We start from the raw sequence: 13,788 nt of genomic DNA, 5'->3' as shown, positions 1-13,788 counted from the left end.
CCTGAGGTCATGGTTAACAGCTTATCAACAACCGCCCCCGAATCGCCCAATTCCAAGCCTATTCCGGCTATGCGCCTCAGGCGCTATTATATAGATGGCGTTTTCATGCGATCCCGCGCGTTTCAGCGCCGGGTAACGGGGCTAGGCGATGAACTTCTCGAAGTCCACATTGATTGCTGCGGCCAGCGTATTGCTGATCCTGTTTGGCGCCGCAGCGCCCAGCCGCGCGACCCCGTCGATCGTCGTCGACGTAGCGTCGGGGGCCGTGCTCTCGCATGATCAGGCGACCGCCTCCTGGTATCCCGCCTCTGTGACGAAGCTGATGACGGCGTATGTCGCGCTCGACGCGGTGCGCCAGGGGCGCATCTCGCTGGAGACGCCGGTGATGATGTCGCCGCGCGCATGCAGCATGGCGCCTTCCAAGATGGGCTTCAGACCCGGCTCGGAAGTCACCCTGCAAAATGCGCTCGTCATGCTGATGGTGAAGTCCGCCAATGACATCGCCGTCGCCATCGCCGAAGGCGTGTCCGGCTCGGTCGAGGCCTTCGCCGACGAAATGAACCGCCACTCCGCCGCCCTCGGCATGACCCAGTCGATATGGGTCAATCCCAACGGCTTGCCCGATGCGCGGCAGGTCACTTCGGCCCGCGACCTCGCCATTCTCGGCCGGGCGCTCTACCTGCAGTTTCCCGAGCACGCCAATCTGTTCAACATCGGCGCGATGCAGCTCGGCAAGCAGATCATCCCAACGCATAACCATCTTCTCGGCCGTTATGCGGGCGCCGACGGCATGAAGACCGGTTTCACATGTTCGGCCGGATTTAATCTTGTGGCCTCCGCCACGCGCGGCGGCCGCCGTTTGATCGCCGTCGTTCTCGGCGCGCCCAATCCGATTCTGCGCACGGCGAAGACGGCGGCCCTGCTCGATCGCGGCTTTCAGAGCGGGGCGGCTGTCGCCTCTTTGGCGTCCCTGCCCAGCTCCGGCCCAACTGCGGCGCCTGACTTGCGCGAGTCCGTGTGCCACCACCGCGGCCCGGCGGCGGCGGAATTCATGGCCGAGATCGAGGACGCCTCGGTCCCGGTCAGCTCAGGCGTTCCGCTGCTCGACACATTCGGCGGCGCTCCGCAGCAGCAGATGAACGCCAAGGAGATCGCGCACCTGCCGCGCCCGCGTTTCGAGCCCGTGTCCGTCTATGTGGGACGCGCGCCGGGCTATGCCGGTCCAGTGGCGCGGGCGCGCGCGCCGGGAGCGCCGGTTGGCGAGCAGCCTGATCTTGCCGCCTATGCTGCGCAGCCTGAAGCGGGCGACGCGAGCGCCTCGCCGATCAGTAAGCCCGCGCCCGACGCGGTATCGCTGCGACGCGCCAAACACGCCAAGGCCGTGAAAGCGGCGCGCGCCGCCAAGGCGGCAAAGGCGGACGCTGCAAAGGTCGACGCCGTCATCGCCGACGAACCTGCCCCCAAGCCCAAGGCGGCGAGAAGCGCGACCAAGCCGAAAGCGGCTGCAGCGCAAAAGCCGGCCGCCTCGAAGGCGCACTCCGCCGCCGAACCGGGCAAGAGCTGAGAACCCAAAGATCGTTCGTTCTGGAAACGCGCGGCGTTTTCGGCGAAGATGCGAGCCTTCCGAGAGTAGGAAATTTCTCCTGCTCCGGCGCGAGTTCCGCTGAATGAACGATCTGACCAAGGCCGCCGCGAGTCGCGCGACGCGCTCGTCGCCGCCGCCAATTCCGCTGACCGTCATCACCGGCTTCCTGGGCGCCGGCAAGACCACGCTGCTCAACCGACTGCTCGCCTCGCCGGCGCTCGCCGATACGCTCGTCCTGATCAATGAGTTCGGCGAGATCGGCCTCGATCATCTCTTCATCGAGAAGATCGACGGCGACATGGTGATGATGAGTTCGGGCTGCGTGTGCTGCTCGATCCGCGGCGATCTGGTGAACACGCTCGAAGATCTGCTGAAGCGGCTCGACAACGGCCGGATCAAGCCGTTCAAGCGCGTCGTGCTGGAAACGACTGGCCTCGCCGATCCCGCGCCAATCCTGCACACGATCATGTCCCACGCCTATCTGATGATGCGCTATCGGCTCGACGGCGTCGTTACGCTCATCGATGCGGTGAATGGCGAAGCGACGCTCGACGCGCATGAGGAAGCCGTCAAACAGGCCGCCGTCGCCGATCGGCTTGTCATCGCCAAGACGGATCTGCCGCAAGCCGCCGAGCGTGTCGACGCGCTGAAGGCGCGGCTGGCGCGGCTGAATCCGGGCGCCCTACAGCTTGACGCCGCCAAAGGCAAAGCGACGCCCGAGGCGCTCCTCAACTGCGGCCTCTACGATCCCGCGACGAAGACGCCGCGCGTGAAGGAATGGCTCAACGCCGAAGCGGTGGAAACAGCGCAGGCGCACGACCATTCGGGTCACGGCCACAGCCATGACCATGACCATGACCATGAGCATGACCATGAGCATCACCACGAAGCCCACGACCATCGTCAGGACGTGAACCGGCATGACGCGCATATCCGCGCCTTCTGCTTTTCCGCCGACACGCCGCTGACGCCAGCCTCCTTCGACATTTTCATCGACCTTCTGCGTCACACGCATGGGCCGCGCATGTTGCGCGTGAAGGGAATCGTGGCGCTCTCCGACGATCCATCGCGCCCCGTGGCGATCCATGGCGTGCAGCATGTCTTTCACCCGCCGCACCGCCTCGATGCTTGGCCTGACGCGGACCGGCGCACGCGCATTGTCTTCATCGTCAAGGATCTCGATGAAGGCTTCGTCCACGGACTCTACGGCGCGCTCGTCAATCACCCTGCGCCCGACCGTCCGGACGCGCAGGCGCTCACCGACAATCCGCTTGCGCCGAGGCCAGGCGGCCTGTTCGGCTAGAGCAGGTTCCGAAAAAGTGATCGGGAAGCGCTCTAAGGGCGGTTGAACAGATCGGAGACGCGACGCTCGGCGTCCTGGAGCGTCTCGATCCATCGAGGCGGCAGTTTGGCGAACGCGCCGGCCGCTTGCGAAGAGAACCAATCGGCGACGGCGTGAGCAACCGACAATATGCTGCTCTCAAGGCGCGATGGCGGACGCGTTCCACGCAGCCAGAAGGCCAGCGTCGGGAACGCCGTGACGGTCACCATCGCGGCGCCCACAAGCGCGGAAGCCGTCTCTGGCGCCATCTGTCCCCTCCCGACGCCGAGATAGGTGAGCGCGACGACAAGCGGCAGGGTGGTCGACGACAACAGCCCCAACGCCGGAATGTCCCGCTCGGGCAGCGTCCCGCGAAAGAGATTCAGCGGCGCGAGACGAATGAGCAGGAAGGCGACGCAAAAGAACGCGAAGAGCGCGACGGTCGCGGGGCTCCTGACGAGCGCCACAACGTCAAATGACGCGCCGCTCTCGATAAAAAAGAGCGGAATCAAAAAACCGGAGCCGATGGCGGTCAAACGATCCTTGAGGATTTCGGCCTTGGTGCCCCGCACCAGGACCGCGACGGCCATGCCCGCCATATAGGAGCCGACCACAAGCTCCATGCCCAGCCTGTCGGCGAATGAGACGAAGCCAAGCAAGACGACGAGCGCGATTCGAATAGGCAGAAGCTCGCTGTCGCCAAGCCAATACACAATGCTTTCGGCGAGTCGGTCCGAACGCACGGTCTTGAGGAAAAAGATCGCGGCAAGCCCGAGCACGATGAAAAGCGCGCTTAACAGCGTCTGGTGCAGATGATGATTGTGCTGCGCCAGAACGATCGAGGCGAGAATGAGCGGTCCAAGTTCGCTGACAGCCGCGACGCCAAGGACGTAGCGTCCGAATTCATTATCGAGATCCCCCGCCTGCCGCAAAACGGGGATCAATATGCCGAACGCCGTGGTCGGCAAGATCAGCGCGACGAGAAGCGGCGCCTCCACGAGGCCAACCAGATAAAGCAGTCCGGAGATAATGACCGAGAGGCTCAATGAAATGAGCCATGCGAAAAGTCCCAGGCGAAGCGGCTTTCCGGTTATTTCCTTCTGATTGAACTCGAAGCCCGCCTGAAAAAACAAATAGACTAGGCCAAACTCCATTAAAAAATTGACGGCGCCATCCCCCGCCACCAGCCCCGCCCCGCTTGGGCCGACGAGCATGCCCAGCAATAGTTCGATGGCGACGATCGGCGCGCGCGCAAACGCCGGAACTCTGTTGAGCAGCGGCGCGAGCACGGCGATGCAGGAGATGACGAAGATCGTGTGGAATTCGCTCATGGGGGCGTCAATCTCCTAAGGGCTCCGCTTGGCGCAGACGGCACCCTTGCCGCGCGGCCGGACAATGATTCTTTTGCTGACCCCTACGATGCGTTAGGGTCCCGCCTGTGCTCAAGTCCTGATTTGTGACCAAGGGTTCCTGGGTTCCTGGCGCCACGCATTGCGCGCATCAGGTCGCAAAGAGCGGCCTGCCAAGCTTCTTGCAAGGCTTATTGAGTAAAGTTTCGGATGACGCGCAGCCTAGCGACTGGCCTGCTTCGAGCCCTTGCGCGGGCGGGAAATGCGCTTCTCGACCTCATCTATCCGCCATCCTGCCTCGTCTGCCGAAGGGCGGTCGCCGCCCATGGCGCGATCTGCGCCGAGTGCTGGCGCGACATCGCCTTCATCGAGCGCCCCTATTGCGAGCGGCTCGGCACGCCGTTCGAACGCGATCTGGCGCAGCCGGGACTGATCTCACTGGAAGCGGCCGCCAACCCGCCCGCCTTCGGCCGCGCCAGGGCCGTGGCGCGCTACGACAGCGACAAGGCCCGCGCTTTGGCGCACCGGCTGAAATATTACGACCGACTGGAGCTCGCCGAGCCGATGGGCCGCTGGATGGCGCGGGCCGGCACCGAACTCCTCTCCGACGCCGACGTGATCGTGCCCATCCCCTTGCACCGGCTGCGGATTCTGGCCCGGCGGTTCAACCAGTCGGCGGCCCTCGCGCAGGCGATCGCGCGAGAGAGCGCCGTGCCGGTGGAGACCATGGCGCTGCAGCGCGTCAAGCCGACGGCGCCGCAGGTCGGGCTGACGCGGGCGCAGCGCGCCGCCAATCTCTCCGGCGCCTTTCGCGTCGAACCGGAGCGGGCGGACGCCATCCACGGGCGCAATGTGGTGCTGGTGGACGATGTGCTGACCACCGGGGCGACCGCCAACGCCGCGACTCGCGCTTTGCTCAAGGCGGGCGCGGCGCGCGTCGATCTCCTCGTCTTCGCGCGGGCCGTGACAAGCGCCTAGGCGCAGGCGTATAAGCGCGCCATGGCCCCCCGCATTGAAATTTACACCACGCCGACCTGCCCCTATTGCCTCGCCGCGAAGCGGCTGCTGACGCAAAAGGGCGCCGAATTCGAAGAAATCTCGGTGGCGTGGGACCCGCTCGGACGCCGCCGCATGAGCCAGCGCGCCAATGGCCGCTCGACCGTTCCGCAGATCTTCATCGACGACAAGCACATCGGCGGCTGCGACGAGCTTCATGCGCTCGAAGGCGAGGGAAAGCTCGACGCGCTCCTCGCCAGCGGAACGACGCCATGATCCGCTACTCCCTCATCTGCGACGCCGGCCACAGCTTCGACAGCTGGTTTCGCGACAGCGCAGGATTTGAGAAGCAGGCGGCCGAAGGACAGATCGCCTGCCCCTTCTGCGACTCGACGAAGATTACGCGCGACGTCATGGCGCCCCATATCGCCAAGCCGCGCGACGACGCGGCGCATGATCTGCGCGTGAAGCTGCGCGAACTCCACGACACGGTGGTCGCGCATACCGAAGATGTCGGCGACCGCTTCCCCGAGGAGGCGCGCGCCATGGAAGACGGCGAGACCGAGCGACGCGCCATCCGTGGCCGCGCCACATTCGAAGAAGCAAAGGCGCTGCTCGAAGAGGGAATCGAGATTCTGCCGATCCCGGGTCTGCCCAGCGACAGCAACTAGCGCGCGCCTGTCGCGCCCCCAAATGCAAGCCTCGCCCGATGTCATTCCCGACGCGCAGGGCCTCTGCGCGCTGTCATTCCCGACGCGCGAAGCGCGATCGGGAATCCAGAAAAAACCAATCGTGCATGGCGTTGCCCCTGGATTCCCGATCAGGCCTTCGGCCTGTCGGGAATGACGCGGCAATCTGAGTCGTCATTGCAACACGCAGGGGAAGCAATCCATCGTTGCGCCGTTGCTCTGGATTGCTTCGTCGCCGCGCTCCTCGGAATGACGACTCAAACGCCATCCTTGATGACAGGCCCCGCCTCGACACGATAGCCGGCGAGATCGAGCATCAATCTGCTGAGCTGGGTCGCCTGGTCTCCAAAACCCCTGGCAGGGGAGTGAGCCGGCGGCGCGCCTGTTCGAATAAACGCTACTTATGGCGCCCGCCATCATCGAAAATCGACCAAAGCAATTGAAAAAGCGCCCATAACCATTCATTCAACCAATTGGTTGACATTCCCGGATGAGTCGATATATTCAACCACATGGTTGAATTAGAAGCGCCTCAACTTGATGCCGTCTTTCACGCGCTCGGCGACGCCACGCGCCGGCGGATGCTTCGCGATCTCGCCAAGAGCGAACGAACCGTCGGCCAGCTTGCGGAACCTTTTGCGATGTCGCTCGCAGCCGCCTCGAAGCACGTCAAGGCGCTTGAGAATGCAGGGCTGATCCGGCGCGAAGTGCGCGGCCGCGCCCATATCTGCCGCCTCGCTCCTGGTCCGCTCGCCAGCGCCCACGAGTGGCTGAATTTCTACACGCGCTTTTGGACAGACCGTCTGGATGCGCTCGAAGGGCTCCTCCTTACAGAGGACTCACGCCGTTCCGACGCCTGCAAAGGAGACGACTCATGACCGATCTTGCAACGCCAAATGCTTATGGCGTGCTTACCGAACCCGCCACCTTGACGATCGAGCGCCTTCTCCCCGGCCCCATAGAGCGCGTATGGGCCTATCTCACGGAGAGCGAACTGCGCCGCAAATGGCTGGCGGCGGGGCCGATGGAGATGAAGGTCGGCGCGCCCTTCGAGTTCGTCTGGCGCAACGACGAACTGACTGATCCGCCTGGCCAGCGGCCGACCGACTTTGGCGCCGAGCACCGGATGCAGAGCCGCATCACCGAGGTCGATCCGCCCCGCAAGCTTGCCTTCGCATGGCAAGGCAGCGGCGACGTTTCTTTCGAGCTCGAGCCAAGGGGAGATCATGTGCTGCTGACCGTGATCCATCGACGGCTGCCCGACCGCGCAACCCTGTTGAAGGTCGGCGCCGGCTGGCACATGCACCTCGACATCCTGGTCGCCCGAGCGACAGGCAGGAAGCCTGCGCCATTCTGGGAAGGCTGGAGCCAGCTGCAGAAGGAATACGACAAGCGGATGCCCGCCTGACGGCGCGTTTTTAGGGTTGGCGACCGAAAGCCGGTCGCCAATAACCGCTTTGGCGGGAAACCGCGCTACCCCTGCGGCAGGTCGAAGCGCTGGCAGCTGATCGCGCTCAGGCGGCCACGCGCGCGCTCCTGATCGGAGGCGCGCTTGGCCAAGGAGCGGATCAGAATGAAGCCGCGCTTCGCCGGCGCCGTGAGCCGCACTTCCTGCGGCGGCGGGGCGTCTCCCTCATCGGCGCTCGTCAGCGCGTCGATCTGGCGCGCGTCGCCGACGACGATGTCGATCTTGCCCTTGATCGCCGAACGATCGGTCATCGAATGATAGATGCGGCCGGCGTTGGCGTGAAATGAAAGCCCGAGAAAATCCTCGCCGTCGACGCTCGTCTTGACCCGCAGCGGACCCTTGGCGAGATCATAGACGCAGACCGCCTCGGCGAAGGCCGGATCCTCGAAGGGCAGCGTCTCGGCGCCGGGCGCCATCTGCGGCAGCATCACCAGGCCCTCCGCCGGCGCGGCGCTCTTCACATAGGACGCGAGTCGCGCGAGCGCGTCGTTCGGCGCCACGGTCGGCATCAGCAGCACCGAAACGATATGCACGATCCCCGCGACGAGTAGTGTCGCGAACAGCCACGGCAAGAGGTCGAGATAGCGATCGGGAATGTTCAGGCGCATCCGAGTTTCACGATTTTTGGAAAGGAATTTGGATCTGGAGCCGACTCAATGTCGAGCGGCGTATCATAGAGCCGCAGCATGACTACAAAGCCCTTCGCCTCGCCCGGCGACAACCAATTGCCGGGCCGCGCCTCGCGCGCGACGTCGATCTCAAAGGCGCCGCCCTCGTTGCGCAGAATGTCGACCGATGAATAGCCGTAGCGCTCGGTGGGATTGGCGAGCAGCTGGCCGTCGGGGCTCGCCAGCGCGATCGTCCAGAAGCGCGCGGCGGGCAAGGGATCGATAATCCGATATTCGCATTCGGCGCTGAGCGGCGCGCCATTGGAGTCGGCGCGCGCGATGAAGGCCAGTCCCTGATCGCGGCCGAGCGGCGCTTCTCCAGAACGCGAGATGACCGCCCGCGCATAAGGGTCGATGTCGGCGCCGCCGATATGCGGCCAGGCGGTCCACGGCCCGGCGCGCAAAGAATTGAAGCCATAGCCGGCGTTGAGCGACAGGACGGTCGCAAACAGGCCGATGCCGACGCCGGCGATCATCGCCGAGGCGGCGCGCAGATAATTTGCGTAGGGCTTGAGGTCCAAGGGTGCGCTCCCGCCGCTTAACGGATGACGCCGTCGGCGCCGCTGGCGCGCTGCGCCTCGCGCCGATCGACGGCGGATGCGGCGGGGTCAGGCGATTCGAGCCCGCTCTGCTTGTCGCCGCCGACCGCTTTGATCTTCGTTTGAAGCGATTCCAGCGCCTGCATCGCGCCCTTGGACAGGGTGGCGGGACGCTGCGGCGCGCCAAGTTCGAGGGGCTTGACGACATTGGCGTTGGCGGCGGCTGTCGCGCCCTTGGGATCCGGCCTCAAGCCGACGATCGGCTTCAGGATCGCGCCCTGATGCGCATAGGCCATGATGTCGTGCCAGGTGCCTGCCGGCAGCGTGCCGCCGGTCATGTTGTTCATCGGCGCGTTGTCGTCATTGCCATACCAGACGCAGCCGCCCATCGTTCCGGAATAGCCGCAGAACCAGGCGTCCTTATAGCCATTTGTGGTGCCGGTCTTGCCGATCACGTCGATGCCCTCGCCGAGCTGCGCGCGTTTGCCGGTGCCTTCCTCGACGACCTTCTTCATCATGCCGGCGAGTTCGACGACCTTGTCGAACGGCGCCGCCTGCGCTTGCGGCGGCGCGTCGCGGTCGTGGCGATAGAGAAGATCGCCCTGGCGGTTGCGGATTTCGACGGCGGCGTAAGGCGTGACCTTTTTGCCGCCGTTGACGAAGGCGCCATAGGCGGCGGAATGTTCGAGCAGGATCACGTCGCTCTGTCCGACCGGAAGCGAGGGCGTGTCCTCGAGCGGCGTGGTGATGCCGAGTCGCCGGCAGGTTTCAATGATCTTGGCGCGGCCGATGCGCGAATCGCCCTTGCCGATCGCCTGCGACAGTTGAATGGCGACCGTGTTCAAGGATTTCGCCAGAGCCATGGCGAGCGGCATGGAGCCGGCATAGCCGCCGCTGTAATTGTGGACGCAGTAATTGCCGATGCAGGTCGGCCGGTCGGTGACGATAGTCGTCGGCTTGAAACGGCCGGTCATCAGCGCGGTGAGATAGACATAGGGCTTGAAGGAGGAGCCGGGCTGGCGCGCGGCGTCGGTCGCGCGGTTGAACTGGCTTGCGCCATAATCCCGGCCGCCGACGATGGCGCGAACGGCGCCGTCCGGCTCCATGACGACCGCGGCGGCCTGCTTGGCGTGATAGCTGCGGCCCTGCTCGCGCAAATTGGTCTCGATGACGTCTTCGGCGCGCTTCTGGACGTTGGAATCCAGCGTGGTGCGCACGCTGAGCACGCGATTGTCGCCAAGCTTGCCGTCCTGCGCGAGCTTGCGGATTTCGCCATAGGCGTAATCGAGATACCAGTCGGGGCTCGTCTCGCGGGCGCGATCGATCGGCGTCGCCGGACTGCGCTGCGCGGCGATGATCTGGCTATCGGTCATGAAGCCCGCATCGACGAGATTGTTCAAAACGTCATTGGCGCGCGCGCGCGCCGCCGGCAGATTGACGTGCGGCGCATATTTCGTCGGCGCCTTGAAGAGGCCCGCGAGCATCGCCGCCTCGGAAAGCGTGACGTCTTTGACCGACTTGCCGAAATAGAACTCGGCCGCCGCCTGGATGCCGAAGGCGCCGCCGCCCATGTAGACGCGATCGAGATAGAGCTTGAGGATTTCGCGCTTGGTCAGATGGTGCTCGAGCCACAGCGCCAGAAACGCCTCATTGATCTTGCGGGTGATGGTGCGCTCATTCGACAGGAAAAGATTCTTGGCGAGCTGCTGGCTGATGGAGGAGCCGCCCTGCACCACGCCCGATGACCGGGCATTGACGGTGAGCGCCCGCAGCGTCCCGATCACGTCGATGCCGAAATGTTCGTAGAAGCGGCGGTCTTCCGTCGCCAACACCGCCTTGATAAGATAATCCGGATATTGATCGAGCGGCACGGCGTCGTCATGCTTGATGCCGCGCTGGCCGACTTCCGCGCCGTAGCGATCGAGGAAGGTGACGGCGAGATCGGTCTGCTTGAGCCAATTCTCGTCGCTGGTCATCTGGAACGCCGAGGAGGCGAGCGCCATGGCGACGATGCCGGCGCCCAGACCAAGAGTTAGCGCCTCGCAGGAGAGCTCCACGCCAACCCGGGCAAGGCCGGAGACATGGAACCGCTCCATGAAGGTCGAAAAATCTTCATAGAGCTCGCGGGCGCGCCGCCCACTCTGGTACATGGCGGAATCGATGCGCGCATCGATCGCGAGCAGGATGCGCCGCAAGCGCTTGGCGAAAGCAGAAGCCTGGAAACGCTCCAACACAGCTCAAATGCCTCCCGCGGCCGGCAAAACTTACCGGCGCTGCTTGGACTTTAACACTTTTTAAACCATCTTGACGACAGTCCGCGCGACCCACACTGCGTTATGGTTTCTGTCGCGCAAAGCGCAAGCCGAAAGAGAAGGATGGCGTTAAAAAAAGGCGAAAATGCCCCAGATCACGCTGCAGGCGGCCGGAACCGCCCGGATCCGGAGAATGGGACCGGGTCCACAAGCTTCGAGCGCGCCGAAGAGCCTCGTCCCAGTTATTCGCAGCGCTCCCCCTCGGTCCCCCAGCAGACCGAGACGCCATTCTGGGAAAAGCCGCTTTCGGACCTCACCCGCGCCGAGTGGGAACAGCTGTGCGACGGCTGCGGCCGCTGCTGTCTGGTGAAGCTCGAAGACGAGGACACGGGCGCGATCTATCACACGAGCGTCGCCTGCAAATTGCTCGACCAGCAGAGCTGCCGCTGCGGCGACTATCCGCGGCGACGGCGCTACGTGCCGGACTGCGTGCGGCTCACGCTGGAGAAGCTTGCGGATATTCCCTGGCTGCCGCCGACCTGCGCCTATGTGCTGCGCTTTCGGGGCAAGCCGCTGCCGCCCTGGCATCCGCTGATCTCTGGCGATCCGGAGAGCGTCTCTCGCGCCGGCGTGTCGGCGCGCGGCCGAATCGAGGCCGGCGAGGACGACGTCGAGACCGACGATCTGCCGGACTTCATCAGGCTATGGCCGAAGCGCTGGCCGAAGAAGGCGCGGTGGTGACGGGCGACTGAGATTTTTCTGTATGTAGGTATTTATTCGCATTTATATACTTGACAAACGTAGGAGCTAAGTCCTATAGCAGCAATTTCGCCTTGTAAAATCAAGGCGCTGGCTCCCCGAATCAAGTGTGTAAGCGCGTCTCAAAAAAAGAGATGCGTTATGTGTGAAAAAACTAAACCCGGAATGGTCCTCGTCCCTCTTAATCCCACACAGGAGATGCTAGATGCGGCGAGATATGCCGCTTTAGATGAAGACGCAGCCGGAGTATGGGAGGCTATGGTGAAAGTTTGGGTGTCTATCTCAGAGTCTGAAACTCGTCTTCAGGGAGAGGAGTAGAACCTCTGAGCTTGTATTCCAAGAACCGATCCATGATTATAAATGTCCTGCTTTGAACTTCTCTTGCGATATCCCCAGGTATAAAGGCATGATCACCATGCCTCGGGGCTTTTGACGCATCAGTGATGTAATTAACATAAGTCTCATCCAATTTCAGCGCAGCGCGCATTATTGGCCATTGTTTTTCTCTTTTTATGCCTGATGCTATATTATTTCTTATCGCCTCAACTGCTCTTGCGCAGAGTGTTACTGAAAGGTGTCTGCGATATAGTGATGTTATAACGTCATGCAAAGCGATTGCTGCGGGAAGATCGTTAAATAGTATATTAACCATATCACCGAACCGTTCTGGTCGCATTGATTTTAAACTCATAAATTCATTAAGTCTGAATATTAACGTTGATTCTGTACCGTCTATGTCAATCATTTTTTCAATAATGACTGTGGCGTATATATTCTCTCTAAACGCAATCATGTCGATCAATGTTTGAATGCCGTCCAACAATACAGATATTACGAACGCCTGTTCCTCGTATGTCGGATGGCGGTCAAGGTTTGCAATCAAGTGAATATTGCTACTCTTGCAATTATATGAAAACGTTCCGCTAAGGTCAGACCTGTCCGACTTCCAATTGAGTGATGGGAGATCGGTTATATCTGCCTGTATGGTGCTCGGGACAACCCGCCCAAGAAGCTGGAGCGTTGGCATGGATTCGCCTTCCAACATCGACAAAACAAAAAGTCTTATGGGCGCGCTGGTGCGCCAGCCCCCCAAGCTTCACGATGAAATGAAGCTCGGCAAAGCTAGCGCAAAGGAGCCTAAGAGTCCTGGCCAGGGGAAAAAGCCGCACGGACGCGCCGCCAAGCCAAAAAGCGCTTAGCGAATTGCTTCTTTGAAGTGACTTTAGTGAGCCGGACGATACGTCAGGCGCTTGCCTTCGATGCCCTTCATGGCAAGGGCCGTCCGTTCCCCGTCGTTTACGCCGAGCGCAGTGCGGTTGTTATGGCGGAACTGAAATTCATTCAAATAGCGCTGTAGGTGCTGTTCGCTGCAAAAGCGGTACGTGCCCTTCATTGAGCGCTTGAAGTTGCCGAAAAAGTTCTCGACCGCGTTCGTCGTCTGGCCGTCGTCTCCGACGTAATAGCCGCTCTGGTTCATGCCGTGCTCAACGGTTTTATGCGCGGCAAACTCTCTGCCGACCTTGATGTAAAGGCGGCTTTCGTCCGTATGCAGTTCGGACTTGCGATGGGCGTTGGTGACAAGTATCTCGCGCACAGTTTCGGCTGTGGCGCTCTTGACGTGAAACACGCGGGCGCGGCCCTTGGGTTCGACAAGAGCGACGACGCCAGCCTTTTGGCTATGGCCTTTCTTGTAGCCCTTGGCGCGCTTAGATGAGTTGCCGTAGTAGGTTTCGTCGGCTTGCACGCTTTGGCCTTCCCCACCCATAGGCGAAGGCGCAAAGTCCTTCATAGCCTCGCGCAAGCGATGCATCATGAACCAAGCGGTTTTGTAGGTGACGCCAAGCGAGCGATGTATTTCGTGAGCCGAAACGCCGTTCTTTCCAGAATTGAACATATGAGCAGCCATCCACCACTTTGTGAGGGGGACTTTGCTGCGTTCGAACACGGTTCCGACTGTGACGGTGAACTGCTTCTTGCACCCTAGGCAATAGCGAAGGCCGGGCCGATGCGACTGCTTCTTGCCAGCAATGAGCGCGATACGGTCAGGATCGGCGTTACCGCAATGAGGGCAGATTGCGCCATTGGGCCAGCGGACGCCTTCAAGCGCCTCACGGGCTTTGTCTTCGTCCTGAAAGATGGGGTTTTGGAAAACGGCGGTCATA

The 13,788-nt window shown here is 62.2% G+C and carries 14 protein-coding genes; 8 read left to right on the top strand and 6 right to left on the bottom strand.

The window, feature by feature from the left end:
- The first annotated feature begins 148 nt into the window (after window positions 1-148).
- Window positions 149-1,564, top strand: coding sequence for a D-alanyl-D-alanine carboxypeptidase family protein (locus IYW40_RS05040; RefSeq protein WP_196399659.1), 1,416 nt, complete (start codon window positions 149-151; stop codon window positions 1,562-1,564).
- Between the two features lie 103 nt (window positions 1,565-1,667).
- Window positions 1,668-2,888: a GTP-binding protein gene (locus IYW40_RS05035; RefSeq protein ID WP_196399658.1), complete on the top strand. Its 1,221-nt coding sequence runs from the start codon at window positions 1,668-1,670 to the stop codon at window positions 2,886-2,888.
- Window positions 2,889-2,920: 32 nt separating this feature from the next.
- Here the strand turns inward: IYW40_RS05035 and IYW40_RS05030 are convergent, their stop codons facing one another.
- Window positions 2,921-4,237, bottom strand: coding sequence for a cation:proton antiporter (locus IYW40_RS05030; protein ID WP_196399657.1), 1,317 nt, complete (start codon window positions 4,235-4,237; stop codon window positions 2,921-2,923).
- Window positions 4,238-4,465: 228 nt separating this feature from the next.
- On the opposite strand from IYW40_RS05030, the gene IYW40_RS05025 reads away from it, so the two are divergent.
- The 5 genes from IYW40_RS05025 (at window position 4,466) to IYW40_RS05005 (ending at window position 7,348) form a co-directional block, all read left to right on the top strand.
- Entirely contained in the window at window positions 4,466-5,233 is a 768-nt protein-coding gene (locus IYW40_RS05025; protein ID WP_196399656.1) for a ComF family protein, read from the top strand.
- A 21-nt stretch (window positions 5,234-5,254) separates the two neighbouring features.
- Window positions 5,255-5,527: a glutaredoxin 3 gene (gene grxC, locus IYW40_RS05020; RefSeq protein WP_196399655.1), complete on the top strand. Its 273-nt coding sequence runs from the start codon at window positions 5,255-5,257 to the stop codon at window positions 5,525-5,527.
- The gene (locus tag IYW40_RS05015; RefSeq protein WP_029648334.1) at window positions 5,524-5,922 is read left to right on the top strand and encodes a DUF1178 family protein; all 399 of its coding nucleotides are present in this window, start codon (window positions 5,524-5,526) and stop codon (window positions 5,920-5,922) included. Before grxC ends, IYW40_RS05015 begins: the two co-directional genes overlap by 4 nt.
- Before the next feature lie 530 nt (window positions 5,923-6,452).
- Window positions 6,453-6,818, top strand: coding sequence for a metalloregulator ArsR/SmtB family transcription factor (locus tag IYW40_RS05010; protein WP_196399654.1), 366 nt, complete (start codon window positions 6,453-6,455; stop codon window positions 6,816-6,818).
- Window positions 6,815-7,348 (top strand): SRPBCC family protein, encoded by a 534-nt coding sequence (locus IYW40_RS05005; protein WP_196399653.1) that lies wholly within the window; start codon window positions 6,815-6,817, stop codon window positions 7,346-7,348. The genes IYW40_RS05010 and IYW40_RS05005 overlap by 4 nt, the downstream gene beginning before the upstream one ends.
- 65 nt (window positions 7,349-7,413) lie before the next feature.
- Here IYW40_RS05005 and IYW40_RS05000 read toward each other — a convergent pair whose 3' ends face one another.
- The 3 genes from IYW40_RS05000 to IYW40_RS04990 are packed head-to-tail and all read right to left on the bottom strand — an operon-like array spanning window position 7,414 to window position 10,849.
- Entirely contained in the window at window positions 7,414-8,016 is a 603-nt protein-coding gene (locus IYW40_RS05000; protein ID WP_196399652.1) for a hypothetical protein, read from the bottom strand.
- Window positions 8,007-8,597 (bottom strand): DUF1214 domain-containing protein, encoded by a 591-nt coding sequence (locus IYW40_RS04995; protein WP_196399651.1) that lies wholly within the window; start codon window positions 8,595-8,597, stop codon window positions 8,007-8,009. Before IYW40_RS04995 ends, IYW40_RS05000 begins: the two co-directional genes overlap by 10 nt.
- 17 nt (window positions 8,598-8,614) lie before the next feature.
- The gene (locus IYW40_RS04990) at window positions 8,615-10,849 is read right to left on the bottom strand and encodes a PBP1A family penicillin-binding protein (protein WP_196399650.1); all 2,235 of its coding nucleotides are present in this window, start codon (window positions 10,847-10,849) and stop codon (window positions 8,615-8,617) included.
- A 141-nt stretch (window positions 10,850-10,990) separates the two neighbouring features.
- Here IYW40_RS04990 and IYW40_RS04985 point away from each other — a divergent pair, with 141 nt between their 5' ends.
- Window positions 10,991-11,608 carry a YcgN family cysteine cluster protein gene (locus tag IYW40_RS04985; protein WP_196399649.1) on the top strand — a complete coding sequence of 206 codons (618 nt, stop codon included), beginning with the start codon at window positions 10,991-10,993 and terminating at the stop codon, window positions 11,606-11,608.
- Window positions 11,609-11,903: 295 nt separating this feature from the next.
- Here the strand turns inward: IYW40_RS04985 and IYW40_RS04980 are convergent, their stop codons facing one another.
- Both IYW40_RS04980 and IYW40_RS04975 read right to left on the bottom strand, forming a co-directional pair.
- Window positions 11,904-12,653 (bottom strand): hypothetical protein, encoded by a 750-nt coding sequence (locus IYW40_RS04980; RefSeq protein WP_196399648.1) that lies wholly within the window; start codon window positions 12,651-12,653, stop codon window positions 11,904-11,906.
- Window positions 12,654-12,848: 195 nt separating this feature from the next.
- Window positions 12,849-13,787, bottom strand: coding sequence for an IS1595 family transposase (locus IYW40_RS04975; protein WP_196399647.1), 939 nt, complete (start codon window positions 13,785-13,787; stop codon window positions 12,849-12,851).
- Between the last annotated feature and the right edge of the window lies 1 nt (window position 13,788).

This window comes from Methylocystis sp. H4A (assembly GCF_015709545.1).
In the GTDB taxonomy this organism is placed as follows: Bacteria; Pseudomonadota; Alphaproteobacteria; order Rhizobiales; family Beijerinckiaceae; genus Methylocystis; species Methylocystis silviterrae.
This window is presented reverse-complemented; position numbering and strand designations above follow the sequence as displayed.

Excerpts from the sequence above, each read along its gene's own strand:
- IYW40_RS04975 (WP_196399647.1), bottom strand. The coding sequence starts at position 13,787 with ATGACCGCCGTTTTCCAAAACCCCATCTTTCAGGACGAAGACAAAGCC.
- IYW40_RS05030 (WP_196399657.1), bottom strand. The coding sequence starts at position 4,237 with ATGAGCGAATTCCACACGATCTTCGTCATCTCCTGCATCGCCGTGCTC.
- IYW40_RS05010 (WP_196399654.1), top strand. The coding sequence starts at position 6,453 with ATGGTTGAATTAGAAGCGCCTCAACTTGATGCCGTCTTTCACGCGCTC.
- IYW40_RS05005 (WP_196399653.1), top strand. The coding sequence starts at position 6,815 with ATGACCGATCTTGCAACGCCAAATGCTTATGGCGTGCTTACCGAACCC.
- IYW40_RS04985 (WP_196399649.1), top strand. The coding sequence starts at position 10,991 with ATGGCGTTAAAAAAAGGCGAAAATGCCCCAGATCACGCTGCAGGCGGC.
- IYW40_RS05035 (WP_196399658.1), top strand. The coding sequence starts at position 1,668 with ATGAACGATCTGACCAAGGCCGCCGCGAGTCGCGCGACGCGCTCGTCG.
- IYW40_RS04980 (WP_196399648.1), bottom strand. The coding sequence starts at position 12,653 with ATGCCAACGCTCCAGCTTCTTGGGCGGGTTGTCCCGAGCACCATACAG.
- grxC (WP_196399655.1), top strand. The coding sequence starts at position 5,255 with ATGGCCCCCCGCATTGAAATTTACACCACGCCGACCTGCCCCTATTGC.
- IYW40_RS05025 (WP_196399656.1), top strand. The coding sequence starts at position 4,466 with ATGACGCGCAGCCTAGCGACTGGCCTGCTTCGAGCCCTTGCGCGGGCG.
- IYW40_RS05015 (WP_029648334.1), top strand. The coding sequence starts at position 5,524 with ATGATCCGCTACTCCCTCATCTGCGACGCCGGCCACAGCTTCGACAGC.
- IYW40_RS05040 (WP_196399659.1), top strand. The coding sequence starts at position 149 with ATGAACTTCTCGAAGTCCACATTGATTGCTGCGGCCAGCGTATTGCTG.
- IYW40_RS05000 (WP_196399652.1), bottom strand. The coding sequence starts at position 8,016 with ATGCGCCTGAACATTCCCGATCGCTATCTCGACCTCTTGCCGTGGCTG.